Source organism: Mesorhizobium tamadayense, assembly GCF_003863365.1.
In the GTDB taxonomy this organism is placed as follows: Bacteria; Pseudomonadota; Alphaproteobacteria; order Rhizobiales; family Rhizobiaceae; genus Mesorhizobium; species Mesorhizobium tamadayense.
In genome coordinates, this window is sequence record NZ_RQXT01000009.1 from 66,449 (window position 1) to 84,089 (window position 17,641).

The window sequence follows — 17,641 nt, forward strand, 5'->3', positions numbered from 1 at the left end:
GCTGAAACTGCGCATTGTTAACAAGGAAAGTTCAGATGTCGCTCAAGTCCCGCCTGGCTACCGACGAAACGCTGTTCACCGCCTGGTCCGGGGTGCCGGACGCGCTGACGGTCGAAATCATCGCCAAGCAGGGTTTTGATGCCGTCACCCTCGACATGCAGCATGGCGGCCACCATGAGGACAGCGTGCTGCGCGGCCTTGTCCCGGTGCTTGCCGCCAACAAGCCGGCGCTGGTGCGCATTCCGGTCGGCCGCTTCGACATGGCGAGCCGCGCGCTCGATTTCGGCGCTGAGGCGGTGATCGCGCCGATGGTGAATTCGGTGGCGGATGCACGGCAGTTCGCGGCCGCGATGAAATATCCGCCGATGGGCGAGCGCTCCTGGGGGCCGACCTATGCCTTCCCGCGCCACGGCAAGGGCGACCATGGCGAGTGGCTGCGCGACTCGAACCAACGCACAATGGCCTTCGCGATGGTCGAGACGCGGGCGGCGTTCGAGGCGCTGGACGGCATCCTCGGTACGCCTGGCATCGACGGTATCTTCGTCGGGCCGTCGGATTTCTCGATCGCCTGGTCGAACGGCACAGCCGTCAATTCGACGCTGGAAAGCATGATGGAGACGGTCGCCTCGATCGCCGAGCGGACACGCAAGGCCGGCAAGCACGCCGCGATCTATGTCATCGAGCCGGCCGTTGCCGGCCGCGTCGTGTCGATGGGTTACCGGCTGCTCGCCCTGGGCTCGGACCACACGCTGATCTCGCTCGGCGCCAAGACCCTTCTGAAAAGCATGCGGGATTCGATCGGCTCCTAAGCTGCAAAGCCGTATCGCTTTGATTTTGCTCGTGATCCTTTCCGGAAATAGATTCCCATCTCCGGGTCATGGGCCAGCCTCAGGGCTCCTTCAGCTCCGTCAGGAACCTGGCGAAGGTCATCGATCCTTCGGGCCACGGGCCGAAGCCTGAATCCGCGTTGAGGTGGCCGGCCTCGCCGGCATCGATGAACAGCGATCCCCAGGCGGCGGCAATGTCCTCGGCGACCTCGAAGGCGCAGAAAGGATCGTTGCGGCTGGCGATCACGATCGACGGGAACGGCAGGGGCTCGCGCGAATAGGGGCCGAAGGTCATCAGATGCCTCGGCCTGATCTCCGGATTGGCGACATCCGGCGGCGCCACGAAGAAGGCGCCCGCGACCGCTTTCTGGAATTGCGGGACGGCTTGCACCGCCGCCGCCACACCCAGCGAATGCGCGACGATCACCACCGGCCGCTCGGCCTCGTTGACGGCTCTAGCCACACTTGCCGTCCAGTCCTCGCGGACCGGCTTCGTCCATTCCGTCTGCTCGACCCGGCGCGCCGTCGACAGCTTCGACTGCCAACGGGTCTGCCAGTGCTCGGGCCCGGAATTGGTATAGCCCGGCACGATGAGAATATCTGCGTCCTTGACTTTCATCGCGCCGATGTAGCGAGCGGCCTTGTCTCATGCAACCATGCCGGTGGACGCGGCAACATCACAATTGTGAACAACCTGTTCGATTCTTTCCGTCTTGTGTGAACGATCGTGATGGACGATCTGAGATGTGAAACAGGAAGACTAATAAAAACTGGCGCGGCTGCTCTTGGTGGGATCGGCGCCCTAACGGAGAGTTTGATGAGCGAACTGCCTTTTGCCGCGACCACCCCGGTCAGCGTCTCGCGTGTCGGATTGAAGGCGCGCGACGCCGAAAACCTTGCCGCCTATTACCGCGCCGTCGTTGGCCTGCAGGAATTGAGCCGTGCCGACGACGCGATCACGCTTGGCGCCGCCAACCGTCCGCTGCTGGTGCTGGAGCAGGATGCCTCGGCGAGGCCTGACGATCCGCGCAGCGCCGGCCTTTTTCACACGGCCTTCCTGCTGCCGTCGCGCGCCGATCTCGGCCGCTGGATCAACTATGCCGCCGCCAACCGGATCGGCATCGAAGGCGCGTCGGACCATCTGGTGAGCGAGGCGCTTTATCTGACCGACCCGGAGGGCAACGGCATCGAGATCTATGCCGACCGCCGTCCGCAGGACTGGAAATGGGACGGCGACAAAATAGCCATGGCGACCGAGCGGCTGGACCTGCCCGCGGTCGTCGCCAGCGTGCCGGCGGGCGATGCCGGCTGGCAGGGCGCGCCGGAAAACACCATCGTCGGCCACGTGCATCTGCGTGTCGGCCGTCCCGAGGACGCCGAAGCCTGGTGGCATGACGTGTTCGGCTTCGACACGGTGGCCAAATATGGTGGTCAGGCGGTGTTCCTGTCCTCCGGCCATTACCACCACCATATCGGCGCCAATGCCTGGCACAGCGCCGGTGCCGGCCGCCGCGACCCGGCCCGTTCGGGCCTCGCCTGGGTCGAAATGCGCTCGGACAATGTGGCTGGGGAAACGACCCGGGAGGATCCGTGGGGAACGGTGATCAGGACGGTGCCTGGGAAGGCTTGATCGGGCGTCGGCATAGCTTCTTTCTCCCCGTAAACGGGGAGAAGGAAAGGCTCAAGCCTCTCCGAACACCCGCTTGAAGATCGTATCGACATGCTTGGTGTGGTAGCCAAGGTCGAATTTCTCGCGGATCTCGGCCTCGGGCAGCGCCGCTGTGACTTCCTTGTCGGCAAGAAGTTCCTCAAGGAAATCAGCGCCTTGTTCCCATACTTTCATGGCGTTGCGCTGCACCAGGCGGTAGGCATCCTCGCGTGACACTCCGGCTTGCGTCAGCGCCAGAAGCACGCGCTGCGAATGCACCAGGCCGCGGAACTTGTTCATGTTCTTCAGCATGTTGTCGGGATAGACGAGCAGCTTGTCGACGACGCCGGTGAGCCGCGAGAGCGCGAAGTCGAGCGTCACCGTCGCGTCCGGTCCGATCATGCGCTCGACGGAGGAGTGCGAGATGTCGCGCTCGTGCCATAGAGCCACATCCTCCATGGCCGGCATGGCATAGGAGCGCACCATGCGGGCAAGGCCGGTAAGGTTTTCCGTCAGCACCGGGTTGCGCTTATGCGGCATCGCCGACGAGCCCTTCTGGCCCGGCGAGAAATACTCTTCCGCCTCCAGCACTTCGGTGCGCTGCAGATGGCGGATCTCGATGGCCAGCCGTTCGACCGAGGAGGCAATCACGCCGAGCGTGGCAAAGAACATGGCATGACGGTCGCGCGGGATGACCTGCGTCGACACCGGCTCCGGCTTCAGGCCGAGTTTTTTCGCCACGTGCTCTTCGACATAGGGATCGATATTGGCGAAGGTGCCGACGGCGCCCGAGATGGCGCAGGTGGCGATGTCTTCCCGCGCATGCACCAGTCGCTCGCGGCAGCGCGAGAATTCGGCATAGGCCTGCGCCAGCTTGACGCCAAAGGTCGTCGGCTCGGCATGGATGCCGTGGCTGCGGCCGATGGTGATGGTGTCCTTGTGCTCGAAGGCGCGGCGCTTCAGCGCCGCAAGCAGGGCGTCGATATCGGCAAGCAGGATGTCGCTCGCACGGGTCAGCTGCACCGCAAGGCAGGTGTCGAGCACATCCGACGAGGTCATGCCCTGGTGGATGAAGCGGGCGTCCGGACCGACGAATTCGGCAAGATGGGTGAGGAAGGCGATGACGTCGTGCTTGGTGACGCGCTCGATCTCGTCGATCTTGTCGACGTCGAATTCGGCGGCGCCACCCTTTTCCCAGATGGTTTTCGCGGCTTCCTTGGGGATGACGCCGAGCTCGGCCAGCGCGTCGCAGGCGTGCGCCTCGATCTCGAACCAGATGCGGAACCGGGTTTCGGGCGACCAGATGGCCACCATTTCCGGCCGGGAATAGCGAGGGATCATCTGTTTCCGAGTCCTGCTGGGAGAAGCTTTGGCCGCGTCCTAACAGAGGCCGGGCCAATGCTCAACGCCGCTGGCGCGCAAACCAGATGCTGGTGACGGCAAGTGCTGCAAAGCCGAGCGGAAAATAGAGCCGGATACCCAGGACGACGAACTGGTAGAGCGCGGTGAGTATCGTGAACACGAATTCAAACGCCCAGGTCAGCGTCAAGGCCGGCGCATGCCACTCGGCGTAATAGGAACGGTATTGCAGGGCGAACAGGCCGCCGGTGAAAGCAAGCGTCGCGCCGAGCAGGCATACGAAAGCGGCGGCGAGAGTGGTTTCCCAGTGTCGGCCGCGCGACACCAGTCTGGCGAGCGTCAGCCCGACCGGAAAGGCAAGCCCGCCGCCAAGGGCATAGAGCAGCACGACGAAGCGGATCCTGCCCGGCATCTCCCAATAATAGAGATTGAGAAAAGCGCTGGCCGCCATCGCCAGACCCCACAGCAAGGCGCCGGCAACAGCCGTGCCTGCCGAGGGCAGGGCATCGCGCAGGCGGTTTCCCAGGCGCAGACGCAAGGAGGTTGGCTGCAGCGGCGTCACGGTCGAAAGGCCAGGTTCCGCGGCGGCTGGCGGTTCAGGCAGTGTGTCGTCGGCAATGCTCCCTGTCTCATTGACGTTGTCTCATTCGCGTCATGCCTATCACGCCATGGTGAACGAGAGGTGCTGCCCGATGCATCCAATCCGGCCCTCATTTGTTATTGTCGGCCGCCTCATGTCGATAGGGACGCGCGGCCACCATCCAGCGGAGGACCAGCATGACCACCGACCTCAGCAAGATACGCGAGCATATGGAAGTGATCGGCGCCGATGGCGTCCATATCGGCACCGTCGACAACGTCGACGGTCAGCGGATCAAGCTGACCAAGGCCGACAGCGGCATGGGCACGCACAAAGGCCATCACCATTATATTCCGCTCAGCCTTGTCGCGGAGATCGACGGAAAGAAAGTCCGGCTGTCGGCGAATTCGGATGTCGCGGTAACCTTCGAGGAAGAGAAGTCCGACCCGACCTGACAGCAGCGATTTGTTTTTAGGCAATTCCGGGCGGAAGGCTACGGCAAAGGCGCCGAGCCTAACCGCTGCACACCTTTCCTGGAATTGCTCTAGGTCTTTGATTTTAAGCATGTCTTTGTCCCGAAACCGCGGCGCACTTTCGGGAGACATGCTTTAGCGCGACGACCAGACCGGAAACAGATCGCCGTCGGCGGGCGTCGCCGCATGGACGCCGCGGCTGATGGCGCGCGCCATGGTGGCGCCGGCCGTCGCGAAAAGATCGATCGCCGCGTCGGCGCTGAGCTCGATGCCGCTCCTGCCGGTCGCCAGCGCAAAGACGAGATCGCCGTCGGCCGGCGTGTGAGTCGGCCATATGGCGCGCACGAATCCATCATGCGCCGAAATCGCCAGCCGTTTGGCGGCCGCCTTGGAAAGCATGGCGTCGGTGGCAATGACGGCAATCGTCGTGCTGCCGCCCTCTGGCGGCTCCCCGACGTGCCTGTCGCGGTACTTCAAGAGTATTTTTCTGGCGTCTGCCGGCATCGGGGCGGGATAGCCCAGGCCGCCGAATTCGTCGCCGATCTCGAAGGGCGCCGCCCAGAAGTGCCGGCTGCGCCCGACCGTTACAGAGCCGGTCGGATTGACGGCGGCGAGCGCGCCGATGGTGACGCCGCTGTCGAGCACTGTCGAGGCCGAGCCCAGCCCGCCCTTCAGGCCGGAGGTCAACGCGCCGGTGCCGGCGCCGACCGTGCCGATCGGGAAGTCGGCCTTTGCCGCCTGAACCGCCTCATAGCCAAGCTCGCGATAGGGCGGATAGCGGCCCCAATCCTTGTCGCCGCCATTGCGCAGGTCGAAGAGGATCGCCGCCGGCACGATCGGAACGCGAAAACCGCCGACCTCGACGCCGATGTTTTTCTCCCGCAGCGCAGCCTGGACGCCGGAAGCGGCATCGAGGCCGAAGGCCGAGCCGCCGGCCAGCACGACGGCGTGAATGGCCGCGATCGAGTTTTGCGGCTCGAGCAGATCGGTCTCACGCGTGCCCGGCGCGCCGCCCAGCACCTGGACGGCGGCCACTGCCGGTTCCTCGCACAACACCACCGTGACTCCGGATTTCAGCCTGACGTCGGCGGTGTTGCCGACGCTCAAGCCCGCGACATCGGTGATCAGGTTACGTGGACCGGCGCGAAACATCACTTTTCCTCCAGTGGCACGAAATGCGTGCCGTCGAAGCGGAAGGCGCGGAACGGGTTCTGGCTGAGATCGCCCTTTTCGTCGAAGCGGATGGTGCCGATCGCGGTGGCGAAATCATGCCCGGTCAGCGCCTCGGCGAGCGGCTTACCGGAGCTTTCCGCGTCCGCTGTTGCCGCCTTGGCGATCTCGACCCCGGCGTAAGCCGGCAGCGTGTAGCCGTCTGGAACAATGTTCCTTGCGCCGAAGGTCTGCACGACCTTGGGATCGGCGACTTCGGCCCATTCCGGCAATGCGATCATCAGCGTGTCAACCGCGTAAGGCACGTCGCCGCGCGGGGCGCGTAACGCCTCGCCGCCGGCAAAGGTGATGCCGGCATCAAGCTGCGCGGCGTCGCGCCCCATGATAGCGATGTCGTCGCCATCGCCGCCGGCGAACACCTTGGTCGCGCCTGCCTTCTTCAACCGACCGATCAGTCCGATCTGGTTGTCGAGCTGCGGCCGGAACGTGTCGACGAAGGTCGGCTTCAGCGCCGCCCGCTCGGCGGCGCTGCGAAAAGTCTCGGCGATCTCACGGCCATAAATGGTGCCGTCATCGATAATGGCGAACAATTCGTTTTGCCAATGCCGGGTGAGGATCGCGGCTGCCGCGTTGCGTTCGTCGTCGCCGCGCGGCCCGAGCCGGTAGACCGGCCAGCCGGTCTTGGCGCGGCGATCGGTCAGGCTCTCGGTGCGCACACCGATCGTGATGACCGGAATGTCGGCGTCCTTCAGGATCGGAAGCGCCGCCTCAATCGCGTCGGTGCAGAGGAAGCCGACGACGATACTGACCTTGGCATCCACGAATTGCCTGGCGGCCGCTGCGCCGCCGTCGGCCGTGCAGGCGTCATCGACGCTCTTGACCGTGACGCCTTGGGCCTCAGCAGCCAGACCGGCGCCGTTCTCGATCTGCTGCCCGAGGATCGCCGATGGACCGGAGAGCGGCGTGGCGACGCCAACCAGAATATCGGCATTGGCGCTCGCGGCCAGCGACAGCCAGAACAGCGCGGCTATTGTCGTCGTGATATGGCGCATTCGGGCGAAGAGGTCCTCCGTGCCGGACTTATAGTCCGACACTATTCCAGCAAAGAGCTAAAGTCTGGCTAAGCCCCGCGCAACACGCGAATTTCAGGATTACGGTCAAGCACTTCGCTTGTGGCATGCAATATGTGGCCATATATAACGGGCTGGTTTTTTGACAGGTGGATCATCGGGTGCTGAAGATCAACGACATCGGGCCCCAGGCCTATCGCGATGCGATGGCGCATTTTGCCGGCCATGTGCATGTGGTGACCACCGACGGCCCGGCGGGCAAAAGGGGCGCCACGGTGATCGCTGCCTGCTCGGTCTCGGACACGCCGCCGACAGTCCTCGTCTGCCTCAATCGCGAAAATCCGAAGAATGAGCCGTTCATCAGGAACGGCAATTTCGCGCTGAACACGCTGGCCTCGGATCAGGAAGCACTGTCTGTCGGCTTTTCCGGCATCACCGGCCTGCCGCCGGAAGAGCGCTTCGCGCTCGGCGAATGGGATGTGATCTCGACCGGCGCGCCGACGTTGAAAGGCGCGCTCGCCGTGTTCGATTGCGAGATCATCGACAGCAAGGACTTGGCCACCCACCGTGTGCTTTTTGGCAAGGTGACAGGCCTGCGCATCGGCGATAATTTGCGGCCGCTGATCTACCACAACCGCGACTACCACGTTCTGTGAAACGGGTGCGCGGCATCCACGGAGACAAGATGACCACGCCGCGGCCCGCGCCGAAGTCGATCGACGAGACGCTCGATCTGCTGACCGGCGCGGATTATGTCGCGGATCGCTCGCTGGCGACGGTGCTGTTCCTTTCGCTGCGCATGAAGCGGCCGCTGTTCCTCGAAGGCGAGGCCGGCGTCGGCAAGACCGAGATCGCCAAGGTGCTGGCCGATGCGCTTGGCCGCCGGCTGATCCGACTGCAATGTTATGAAGGGCTCGACGTGTCCTCCGCCGTCTACGAGTGGAACTACGCCGCCCAGATGATCGAGATCCGCATGGAGGAGGCGGCGGGCAAGGTCGTGCGCTCCGACATGGAGCGCAACGTCTTTTCCGAAAAATACCTGATCCGCCGTCCGGTGCTCGATGCGCTGACCGGCAAGGCAGGGGCGGCGCCGGTTTTCCTCATCGACGAGCTCGACCGCACCGACGAGGCCTTCGAGGCCTTCCTGCTCGAGATCCTGTCGGATTTCCAGGTGACGGTCCCGGAACTTGGCACCATCAAGGCCGAAGAGCCGCCGATCGTCATCATCACCACCAACCGCACGCGTGAGATCCACGACGCGCTGAAGCGGCGCTGCTTGTATCACTGGGTCGATTATCCGAACGCCGAGCGCGAGCTGGAGATCGTGCGGCGCAAGGTGCCGCAGGCGAATAGCAGGCTGTCGGCAGAGGTCGTCTCCTTCATCCAGAAGCTGCGCCAGGTCGAGCTGTTCAAGGCGCCCGGCGTCGCCGAAACCATCGACTGGGCCGGCGCGCTGACGGAGCTCGACAAGGTGGCGCTCGATCCGGAGACCGTATCGGACACGATCGGCGTGCTGCTCAAATACCAGGACGACATTGCCCGCATCGAACAAGGCGAAGGCCGGCGCATCCTCAATGAGGTGAAGGCCGAGCTTTCGGCCGCGGAGTAGGCGCCATGCCATCGCCGAGCCCGGAACCCAGAGAGGCACTTGCCGACGGGCGCCTCGCCGACAACATCGTCTATTTCGCGCGTGCGCTGCGCAAGGCCGGCATGCGCGTCGGGCCGGCCTCGGTCAAGGACGCCATCGAGGCGGTGCTCGCCGCCGGCATCGGCTCGCGCGACGATTTCTACTGGACGCTGCATGCGGTGCTGGTCTCGCGGCACGAGGACCACCCGGTCTTCGACGAAGCCTTTCGCCTGTTCTGGAAGTCGCGCGAGCTGATCGAGAAGCTGCTGGCGATGTTTTCACCTGTCGCTCCCGACAACGCTGAAAAGCAAAAGCCGCGCGCGGCCGAGAACCGCGTCAGCCAGGCGATGTTCGAAGGGCACCGCAAGAACCAGCCGGTGCGGGAAGTGCCCGAGATCGAGGTCGATGCGCGCTTCACCTTCTCCGGCAACGAGGTGTTGCGCGGCAAGGATTTTGCCCAGATGGATGCGGCCGAGATGGGCGAGGCCAAAAAGGCGATCGCGGCCTTGCGGCTGCCATTCGACCTGGTGCGCACGCGCCGCTTCAAGGCTGACGCGCAAGGGCGCCGGATCGATCCGCGCGCCATGATGCGCTCCGCCGCGCGCACCGGCGGCGCGCTGATCCTTCCGAAATTCCGATCGCCGCGCGAAGCGCATCCGCCGCTGGTCGTGCTGGCCGACATTTCCGGCTCGATGAGCCAGTATACGCGCATCTTTCTCCACTTCCTGCACGCGCTGACGGAAAAGCGCCGGCGCGTCCACGCCTTCGTCTTCGGCACGCGGCTGACGAACCTCACCCGCCAGATGCGCCATCGCGATCCCGACGAGGCGCTGGCCGAATGCTCAACAGCCGTGAAGGACTGGTCCGGCGGCACCCGCATCGGCGACGCGCTCGCCGAATTCAACCGGCTGTGGTCGCGGCGAGTGCTGGGGCAGGGGGCGGTGGTGCTTCTGATCACCGATGGTCTGGAGCGCGATGACGTCACCGGCCTGTCGGAGGAGATGGAGCGGCTGCACAAATCCTGCCGGCGGCTGATCTGGCTCAATCCGCTTTTGCGCTTCGACGGGTTCGAGGCGCGCGCCCGCGGCGTGAAGGCGATGCTGCCGCATGTCGATGAGTTCCGCGCGGTGCATAATCTTGAGGCGCTGGCCGATCTTTGCGCCTCGCTCGACCGGCGGCCGGCGGCTTCGGTCGACCCGCGCCGCTGGCTGCAAACTGGCGAGAGGCGCGCCGCGTAGCCATATGTTTCGCGGCTCTATATTTCTCAGGGATGTTTCCCGGGAAAAACAGACTTGTGGGAAGCGACGATGGACGAGAGCATTTATCTCGATGAGGCCCGCGATCCTCTGATCATCGCGGAAGGTTGGATGAAGGACGGCAAGGATGTCGCCATCGCGACCGTGGTCGAGACCTGGGGTTCGGCGCCGCGCCCGGTCGGCAGCCACCTGGTCATCGACGCCGAGGGGAATTTCCACGGCTCGGTCTCCGGCGGCTGTGTCGAGGGTGCGGTGGTGACCGAGGCGATCGATGTCATCGACAGCGGCAAGGCCAGGATGCTGGAATTCGGCGTTGCCGACGAAACCGCCTGGCAAGTCGGGCTGTCCTGCGGCGGCCGCATCAAGGTCTATGTCGAGCGGTTAGGTTGATTACGGATGGATCCGTACGTTCTCAAAACATTGAACGAAGAGCGCCGCGCACGGCGCGCCGCAGTGCTGGTCACCGATCTCGGCGACGGCCGCGACCGCATCGTGCGCGAGGGCGACCGCGTTGCGGGCGAACTCGGGGCGGCGATCGCCAGTGCGTTCCGCACCGGCAATTCGAGGTCGGTGGAAGCGGAAGGGCGGACCTTCTTCCTCAACGCGCATCTGCCGCGCCCGCGCCTGGTGGTGATCGGCGCCGTGCATATCAGCCAGGCGCTGGCGCCGATGGCCAGGATCGCCGGCTACCCGGTCGAGATCGTCGATCCGCGCACGGCCTTCGCTACGCCGGAGCGCTTTCCCGATGTCGCGCTGCATGCCGAATGGCCGGAAGATGTGCTGAAGCGCGAGCCGCTCGACAGCTATACCGCGCTTGCCGCCGTGACCCATGACCCGAAGATCGACGATTTCGCGCTCAAGGCGGCGCTCGATGCAAGGTGCTTCTATGTCGGAGCGCTCGGCAGCCGCAAGACCCACGCCAAGCGGGTCGAACGCCTGCTGGCTATGGGCGCCGGCGCCGACCAGATCGCCCGCATCCATGCGCCGATCGGTCTCGACATCGGCGCCGCCAGCCCGGCCGAGATTGCGGTCGCGGTGCTGGCGCAGACCATCCACGCCTTTCGCTCGCGTGGCCTGGAAAGCAAAGGCGCCGTGGCGTGAAGTTCGGTCCGGTTCCGATCGAGCAGGCCGAAGGCGCGGTGTTGGCGCATGCGACCACCGCCGGCGAACGACGGTTCCGCAAGGCGCATCGGCTAAGCGGCGAGGACATTGCGGCGCTGAAGGCGGCCGGTATCGGCGAAATCGTCGCGGCCGTCCTGGCTCCCGATGACCTCAGCGAGGATGCCGCGGCCGAAAAGATCGCGTTGAGCATGACTCATCGCAACGTCGAGACGGAGCCGGCTGCAACCGGACGCGTCAACCTGCATGCTGAAACCGCGGGCATCTTCACCGTCGACGCAAAGATGATCGACGCCATCAATGCCGTCGACCCGGCGATCACCATCGCCACGCTGGCGCAGCACGCGCCGGTCGAGAAGGGCCAGATGGTGGCGACGGTGAAAATCATTCCCTTTGCCGTCGCCGCAAGCCTGGTTGATGCGGTGGTCAACATCTGTGCCGGCGGTGAGATCTTTGCCGTCAACGCCTACCAACCGGTCAATGTCGGCGTCATCCAGACGATGCTGCCCGGCATCAAGCCGAGCGTGCTCGACAAGACGCTGCGCGTCACCGAGGCGCGGCTGGCGCGCTCCGGCGGCCGGCTGACGGCGGAGCGGCGCACGCCGCATGAGATCGCGCTCGTAGCGGAAGCAGCAAGCGCGCTGGCGCGCGACAACGACATGGTGGTGATCTTCGGCGCCTCGGCGCTGGCCGACTTCGCCGATGTCATCCCTGCCGCGATCGAGAGGGCGGGCGGCAAAGTCATCCGAGCCGGCATGCCGGTCGATCCCGGCAATCTCTTGGTGCTCGGAACGCTCGACGGCAAGCGCGTCATCGGCGCGCCCGGTTGCGCCCGCAGCCCCAAGGAGAACGGCTTCGACTGGGTGCTGGACCGGCTGATCGCCGGGCTCGACGTGACGGCGGCCGACATCGCCGGCATGGGCGTGGGGGGTCTCCTGATGGAAATCCCGTCCAGGCCGCAGCCGCGCGAGCCACTGCCGCCTCAGTCGGCAAGATCGGAGCCGCGGGTCGACATCGTGCTTCTCGCCGCTGGCCGTTCCAGCCGCATGGGCGGTCCGAACAAGCTGCTGGCGCTGTTCGAGGGCAAGCCGCTGGTGCGCCGCACGGCCGAGCGCGCGCTCGGCTCGAAGGCGGCCAGCACCATTGTCGTCACCGGCCATCAGCGCGAGCGCGTTCGCTCCGCGCTTTCCGGCCTCGATGTTGCGCTCGCCGACAATCCGGACTTCGCGGATGGTCTCGCTTCATCCTTGAAGGCAGGCATCGCGCGGGTCGCGCCCGAAGCGGCCGGCGCCATAATCGTGCTCGGCGACATGCCTGGCGTCTCGTCGAAGGATCTCGACAGCCTGATCGATGCCTTCCGCCGGTCCGGCGGCCGCGCGGTGGTGCGTGCCGCGCATCTCGGAAAGCGCGGCAACCCGGTGCTGTTGCCCCGTTCCTTGTTTGCCGCCGTCGCGCATCTCGAGGGAGACACCGGCGCGCGCCATCTGGTCGAGGCCGAGGGCCTCGACGTCATCGATGTCGAGATCGGGCAGGGCGCTTCGATCGACGTCGACACGCGCGAGGCGCTGGAAGGGGCGGGCGGCGTCCTTCAGGATTGACAAACCGAAGTCGAATTTCGCATGGCTTCGGAATGTCCTTGCGCTTCCGATTTTTCCCTGCACTGCTGGCCGCGTCAGCTTTTTTCCTCTCGGCAACAGAGGGACAGACGCTGGAACTCAAACCCTTCAAGGACGACCTCTTCGCCTACCCGGCGACGCTGTCGAGCGGCGACAACGGCGCCTACACGGTCCTCGACTATCGCGAGATGCGCGACATCAACCAGCGCGACGAGGTGCCGGAAAAGCGCGTGCATGCGCAATATACCGACCCCGGCGTGCGCAGGGTGCAGCAGGACCTCATGCTGAAAACCGATGCCGGCGATGTCAGGCATGTCGCGATCGGCAAGACGGAAGGGGCCGCCATCATCGTGCTCTACCTGCACGGCCAGGGCGGCAGCCGCAAGCAGGGCGTCGACGACTTCACCTTCGGGGGCAATTTCAACCGCCTCAAGAATCTTATGGCCGAAAATGATGGCCTCTATCTTTCACCGGACTTTCCCGATTTCGGCGACAAGGGTGCCGCGCACGTGGCGGCGCTGATCGATCACTACGCCGGGAAATCGCCCGGCGCCAAAATCTTCGTCGCCTGCGGCTCGATGGGCGGCATCCTCTGCTGGAAGCTGGCCGACCGCAAGGATACGGGCGACCGCATCAACGGGCTGCTGCTGCTCGGCTCGCTCTGGGACGAAAGCTTTTTGACCAGCCCCGCCTTCAAGCGTCGCGTGCCGGTGTTTTTCGGCCAGGGCAGCCATGACGTGGTGTTTGATGTGGCGAAGCAGGAAGCCTTCTTCCGCTCGATCCTCGCCAGGTCGAAGACCTATCCGACCCGCTTCGTGCGCTTCGAGACCGGCACGCATGGCACGCCGATCCGCATGGTCGACTGGCGCGGCACGCTCAACTGGATGCTGACGAAAGCGCCTTGACCGGCGCCTTGACCGGTCGCGCCGGCTCAAGGCGGCGTGTTGTAGTCCAGGACGGTTTCGGGGTTGATCTCGCCGTCATAGGACGCATCGACGTCGTACTGCACCAGCGAGAAATTGCCGTTGCGGAACAGATAGGTACCGGTCGACGAAGCGTCGCCGACGCCGCGCCACTTGTTCATGGACGTGATCGTCCTGGTCTTGTCGTCATAGTCGGAATTTACCAGCTGGTCGTCGGTCTGGAAGCCGATGATGTGGACCCCCTCGACCTTGCCTTCGCTGTTGTTGTTCTCGTAGCGGATGTCGAGCTCCGGCGCCGCGAACTGCAGCTGCCGGACACCGGAGACATCGTCGTAGATGTAATAGACCGCGCTCTCATTGTAAGCGGCCATCGAGCAGAAGAAGCGGAATAGCCGCGTCTCGCGCTCCGGCTCGTCGGCTCCAGCATCCTTGTCCTTGTAGTGGATGGAATAAGCCTCGGGCTCGCCCACCGGTTTGCCTTCCGGATTCTCCTTGTCGCACTGTTCGCCGTAGGTGGCGAGGAAGGCCTTCTTGGCCTGTTCCTGTGCTTGGTCCTTCTTGGGCGGCGGCGGGCCGTCGCCGCAGCTCGCCGGCACGGCATCTTCGAAATCCGAAGTCGCCGGCTTCAATGCGCCCTTGTCGATGAAGATCGGCTGGAACGGCGGTTCCTGGATTTGCGCGTTGACCTGGCGAAGCGTGTAGCAGCCGGCAAAGACCTTGGCCTCGCCCTTCTTGTCGGTCGCCTGGATGGCGACCGGAACGCTGTAGTAGATGCTGCCGGCAGCACCTTCGTCCGATACCGCGCCGGTCTTGACCTCGACCGCGTCGGTGTTGTCGTAGCCCTTGACAAAGACGTTGAAATCTTTTGCCGGCTTGGTATCGCCGAAATAGCCCCAGGCGCGGGCGAATTCATGCCGGCCGATGGCGCTGTAGAGTGAGCGGATGACTGCCTCGGCGCTGGACCGGTCGTCGATATAGGGCGCTTGGGCCGCAAGCGCCGCCCGGCCGATGCCGGCAAGGGAGAACAATGCCGTCGCTGCGAGAAGGACACGTCTCATCGGGAATCTCCGCTCGATAACGAAAATACTACCACGGCGATTGCGGCGACGCGGTGACGCCGGGGCAGGACGGCTTGAAGAATCGGGCCGGCAGGCGCTACGTCACCACCCGCGGCGCTGGGGCCGCCTGGAGAGATTACGCACGTGACCATATCGATGTACGACATTTCCGTGGCCGTCTTTTCGGCTCGGCTGAAGGCGCTGGCCAGCGTGCTGGCGCTGGCCGAACAGAACGCTGCCGATCGCAAGATCGATCCGCAGGTGTTCCTGACCGCCAGGCTCGCGCCCGACATGTTCGCCTTGACCCGGCAGGTGCAGATCGCCACCGACCATGCAAAGGGCGCGCCGTCGCGGCTTGCCGGTCGCGAGGTGCCGAAATACGAGGATAATGAATCAAGCTTCGAAGAACTGCACGCCCGAATAGCCAAGACGCTCGATCATCTGGCGACTTTCTCGGCCGCCGATCTGGACGGGTCGGAGGAGCGGATGATCGAACTCAGGCTCGCCGGGCGCGAGGTGTCGATGGGCGGGCTGCAATATCTGCTCAACGCCGCCATGCCCAACTTCTACTTCCACGTCACCACGGCCTACGACATCCTGCGGCACAACGGCGTGCCACTGGGCAAGGCGACGTTCCTGGGACGCTGAAGATCAAAGAGGTTCCCCGTCCTGCGGGGAACCTCTTGTCATCGTTGAATCAGCGCATCGACATTTCGCGGGCGATGCGCGGAAAATCCGCCGGCTTGATGCCGATATCGGCGCGGTCGGCGTTGCTCATCGCATTCAGAAGCGCGAGCGCCGAGCGGTAACGCTGCTGTTCCTGCGGCCGCGGCCGCGCGAACATTTCAGTGAAGAACCCCATATCCCAGGCCCCAGTTTGCCCTCCACAGGCGAGACTATAGGTGATTTGTTACGATTGTGCACTGCAGCAATTGCATGGCAGCCAAACCCGGCGAATTGTTTTCCGGCACAATCGATTTTTCTGAAACTTTTGCGGAAGCCCGACCGTACGCCTCGATGCTGGCCCATGGCCGGCTTTTTCCTCGCCACTCCTGGCGACCCTGCCGGGCTGCACGAAAAACGCAGTCCGGCTTTTTGTTATCGGCCAACGTTTGCAGCTTAAAAGCCCGCAATTGTTAAGGTTGCCGGCATTCATTTTTAACGAGAGCGATCTATGGTCGACGGCGACAATGAATGCCGTCGCGACAGGGAGGTTGAGATCGGCACCGGGAACAAGCTCGATTTCGCTTCGTTGCTCGACGACCTGATCGTCGCCTCGGAGAAGGGCGAGGAGGGGCACGCCCGACCCTCCATTCCGTTCGACTATCTGTCGGTGGCGGACGAGCTTCACTCCGGCCGCATCAAGGTTGCCGGCGAGAGCGTCGCGGCCGAATACCGTGAGGCGGGCGCCGACCTTGCCGCCGAGTTCGCCGCGCTTCTCGACCAGGCCAAGCTGACCCTCGCCGAGGAAGAGCATCGCCCGGAGGAAAAACTGCCGCCGATCGATCCCGAATCGATTGCCGGCGAGCTTGGCCTCGACCGCCCGATCCAAAGCGGCGATTTCGGCCGCATCCGGCGCAACTTCGCCTTCGCCAACCATCCGGACCGCGTCGCCCCGCATCTGCGCCAGCGCGCCATGATCCGCATGCAGGTGGCCAACATGCTGATCGACGAGGCGAAGCGGCGCGCGTTGGCAGCAGCCCGGCGTTAGATCAGCTCGCAATCACGCAAAAGTCGGCGGCGACAGGGCTTGGAGAACCTCCGGCCTATGCTTTATGCTTGATCTGCTCCCCGCGCAGTCCGCGCAAAACCTCCCGCCGGAGACATTCCATGCATAAACGCCGCCTCGGTCGGACCGATCTCCTTGTTTCGCAAATCTGCCTCGGCTCGATGACCTGGGGCCAGCAGAACACCGAGGCCGAAGGCCATGCGCAGATGGACCTGGCCTTTTCGCGCGGGGTGAATTTCATCGACACTGCGGAGCTTTACCCGATTCCGCCCAGGGCGGAGACGCAAGGGTGGACCGAGAGGATCATCGGCAGCTGGATGAAGACGAAGGGCAATCGCGACAAGGTCGTCATCGCCTCGAAAGTGGTCGGCCGCACGGCCAACACCTGGTTTCGCGGCGACCGGCCATCGAAGCTCGTGCGCGCCGACATCTTCGATGCGATCGAAAAGTCGCTGGCGAAACTCGGCACGGACTACATCGATCTCTACCAGATCCATTGGCCGGATCGGGACATTCCATGGGGCTCAAATCCGACGCGCGTCGGCGCGGTAGCACGGCGCGCCGATGCTGTCGGCGCTCCTGCCGGCGAGACGCCGGTCGCCGAGACGCTTGGCGTCTTCGAGGAGTTGGTGAAGGCCGGCAAGGTTCGCCATCTCGGCCTGTCGAACGAAAGCTCGTGGGGCGTCATGCGTTTCCTGGCCGAGTCCGACAAGGGCATCGGCCCGCGCGTCGCCTCGCTGCAGAACGCCTACAATCTCGTCAATCGCACCTTCGAGGTGAACCTGGCCGAGGTTTGCGAGCGCGAAGAGATCGCGTTCCTCCCTTATTCTCCACTGGCGCAAGGCTATCTGACCGGCAAATACGATCACGGCGCGCGGCCGCAAGGCTCGCGCTCGCAGCTCTTCAATCGCGGCCAGCGTTACGAGACACCGAATGCCGCGGAAGTGTTGCTCCAATACAATGAGCTGGCGCGCTCCTTCGGCATGGAGCCGGCGCTCTTCGCCAACGCCTATGTGACGAGCCGGCCGTTCGTGACCGCGAATATCGTCGGCGCCACCAGCGTCGCCCAGCTCGACATGGCGCTGTCCTCGGCCGAGGTCACCTGGACGGAGGAGATGCAGAAGGCGGTCGATGCCATCCACCAGCGCGTCGGCAACCCTTGCCCGTGACCGGAAATCGCTGAGAA

The 17,641-nt window shown here is 64.4% G+C and carries 20 protein-coding genes; 13 read left to right on the forward strand and 7 right to left on the reverse strand.

Features of this window, described 5'->3' with window-relative positions:
* The first annotated feature begins 35 nt into the window (after positions 1 to 35).
* Positions 36 to 809, forward strand: coding sequence for an HpcH/HpaI aldolase family protein (locus EH240_RS09930; protein ID WP_124997636.1), 774 nt, complete (start codon positions 36 to 38; stop codon positions 807 to 809).
* Between the two features lie 79 nt (positions 810 to 888).
* Here EH240_RS09930 and EH240_RS09935 read toward each other — a convergent pair whose 3' ends face one another.
* Positions 889 to 1,446, reverse strand: a complete 558-nt coding sequence (locus tag EH240_RS09935; RefSeq protein ID WP_124997638.1) for an RBBP9/YdeN family alpha/beta hydrolase — start codon at positions 1,444 to 1,446, stop codon at positions 889 to 891.
* Positions 1,447 to 1,644: 198 nt separating this feature from the next.
* On the opposite strand from EH240_RS09935, the gene EH240_RS09940 reads away from it, so the two are divergent.
* Positions 1,645 to 2,457, forward strand: coding sequence for a VOC family protein (locus EH240_RS09940; protein WP_124997640.1), 813 nt, complete (start codon positions 1,645 to 1,647; stop codon positions 2,455 to 2,457).
* Between the two features lie 51 nt (positions 2,458 to 2,508).
* Here EH240_RS09940 and purB read toward each other — a convergent pair whose 3' ends face one another.
* Positions 2,509 to 3,816 (reverse strand): adenylosuccinate lyase, encoded by a 1,308-nt coding sequence (gene purB, locus EH240_RS09945; protein WP_124997642.1) that lies wholly within the window; start codon positions 3,814 to 3,816, stop codon positions 2,509 to 2,511.
* Positions 3,817 to 3,877: 61 nt separating this feature from the next.
* Positions 3,878 to 4,366 (reverse strand): hypothetical protein, encoded by a 489-nt coding sequence (locus EH240_RS09950; RefSeq protein ID WP_245435908.1) that lies wholly within the window; start codon positions 4,364 to 4,366, stop codon positions 3,878 to 3,880.
* Positions 4,367 to 4,611: 245 nt separating this feature from the next.
* On the opposite strand from EH240_RS09950, the gene EH240_RS09955 reads away from it, so the two are divergent.
* Complete coding sequence (locus EH240_RS09955) at positions 4,612 to 4,869, forward strand: DUF2171 domain-containing protein (RefSeq protein WP_124997644.1); 258 nt, start codon at positions 4,612 to 4,614, stop codon at positions 4,867 to 4,869.
* A 153-nt stretch (positions 4,870 to 5,022) separates the two neighbouring features.
* Here the strand turns inward: EH240_RS09955 and EH240_RS09960 are convergent, their stop codons facing one another.
* Together EH240_RS09960 and EH240_RS09965 are read right to left on the reverse strand one after the other, a co-directional pair.
* Positions 5,023 to 6,039, reverse strand: a complete 1,017-nt coding sequence (locus EH240_RS09960; RefSeq protein WP_124997646.1) for a P1 family peptidase — start codon at positions 6,037 to 6,039, stop codon at positions 5,023 to 5,025.
* Positions 6,039 to 7,109 (reverse strand): branched-chain amino acid ABC transporter substrate-binding protein, encoded by a 1,071-nt coding sequence (locus tag EH240_RS09965; protein WP_124997648.1) that lies wholly within the window; start codon positions 7,107 to 7,109, stop codon positions 6,039 to 6,041. The genes EH240_RS09960 and EH240_RS09965 overlap by 1 nt, the downstream gene beginning before the upstream one ends.
* A 179-nt stretch (positions 7,110 to 7,288) precedes the next feature.
* Between EH240_RS09965 and EH240_RS09970 the strand changes: the two genes are divergently transcribed.
* The 7 genes from EH240_RS09970 (at position 7,289) to EH240_RS10000 (ending at position 13,650) form a co-directional block, all read left to right on the forward strand.
* Positions 7,289 to 7,783, forward strand: coding sequence for a flavin reductase (locus EH240_RS09970; RefSeq protein WP_124997650.1), 495 nt, complete (start codon positions 7,289 to 7,291; stop codon positions 7,781 to 7,783).
* A gap of 29 nt (positions 7,784 to 7,812) precedes the next feature.
* Complete coding sequence (locus EH240_RS09975) at positions 7,813 to 8,736, forward strand: AAA family ATPase (protein WP_124997652.1); 924 nt, start codon at positions 7,813 to 7,815, stop codon at positions 8,734 to 8,736.
* A gap of 5 nt (positions 8,737 to 8,741) precedes the next feature.
* A complete protein-coding gene (locus EH240_RS09980; protein ID WP_124997654.1) occupies positions 8,742 to 9,992 on the forward strand; it encodes a vWA domain-containing protein in 1,251 nt (416 codons plus the stop codon).
* Between the two features lie 69 nt (positions 9,993 to 10,061).
* Positions 10,062 to 10,400 carry an XdhC family protein gene (locus tag EH240_RS09985; RefSeq protein ID WP_124997656.1) on the forward strand — a complete coding sequence of 113 codons (339 nt, stop codon included), beginning with the start codon at positions 10,062 to 10,064 and terminating at the stop codon, positions 10,398 to 10,400.
* Positions 10,401 to 10,406: 6 nt separating this feature from the next.
* Positions 10,407 to 11,111 (forward strand): XdhC family protein, encoded by a 705-nt coding sequence (locus EH240_RS09990; protein ID WP_124997658.1) that lies wholly within the window; start codon positions 10,407 to 10,409, stop codon positions 11,109 to 11,111.
* On the forward strand, positions 11,108 to 12,727 hold the full coding sequence (locus tag EH240_RS09995) for an NTP transferase domain-containing protein (RefSeq protein ID WP_124997660.1): 1,620 nt from the start codon (positions 11,108 to 11,110) through the stop codon (positions 12,725 to 12,727). Before EH240_RS09990 ends, EH240_RS09995 begins: the two co-directional genes overlap by 4 nt.
* Before the next feature lie 32 nt (positions 12,728 to 12,759).
* Positions 12,760 to 13,650 carry an alpha/beta hydrolase family protein gene (locus EH240_RS10000; RefSeq protein WP_124997662.1) on the forward strand — a complete coding sequence of 297 codons (891 nt, stop codon included), beginning with the start codon at positions 12,760 to 12,762 and terminating at the stop codon, positions 13,648 to 13,650.
* A gap of 26 nt (positions 13,651 to 13,676) precedes the next feature.
* Here EH240_RS10000 and EH240_RS10005 read toward each other — a convergent pair whose 3' ends face one another.
* Positions 13,677 to 14,726 (reverse strand): DUF1176 domain-containing protein, encoded by a 1,050-nt coding sequence (locus EH240_RS10005; protein WP_124997664.1) that lies wholly within the window; start codon positions 14,724 to 14,726, stop codon positions 13,677 to 13,679.
* 144 nt (positions 14,727 to 14,870) lie between these two features.
* On the opposite strand from EH240_RS10005, the gene EH240_RS10010 reads away from it, so the two are divergent.
* Entirely contained in the window at positions 14,871 to 15,374 is a 504-nt protein-coding gene (locus EH240_RS10010) for a DUF1993 domain-containing protein (RefSeq protein ID WP_124997666.1), read from the forward strand.
* Positions 15,375 to 15,423: 49 nt separating this feature from the next.
* Here the strand turns inward: EH240_RS10010 and EH240_RS10015 are convergent, their stop codons facing one another.
* Entirely contained in the window at positions 15,424 to 15,588 is a 165-nt protein-coding gene (locus tag EH240_RS10015; RefSeq protein ID WP_124997668.1) for a DUF1127 domain-containing protein, read from the reverse strand.
* A 312-nt stretch (positions 15,589 to 15,900) separates the two neighbouring features.
* Here EH240_RS10015 and EH240_RS10020 point away from each other — a divergent pair, with 312 nt between their 5' ends.
* Both EH240_RS10020 and EH240_RS10025 read left to right on the forward strand, forming a co-directional pair.
* Positions 15,901 to 16,437, forward strand: coding sequence for a hypothetical protein (locus EH240_RS10020; protein WP_425374781.1), 537 nt, complete (start codon positions 15,901 to 15,903; stop codon positions 16,435 to 16,437).
* 119 nt (positions 16,438 to 16,556) lie between these two features.
* On the forward strand, positions 16,557 to 17,624 hold the full coding sequence (locus tag EH240_RS10025) for an aldo/keto reductase (protein WP_124997670.1): 1,068 nt from the start codon (positions 16,557 to 16,559) through the stop codon (positions 17,622 to 17,624).
* Positions 17,625 to 17,641: the final 17 nt, after the last annotated feature.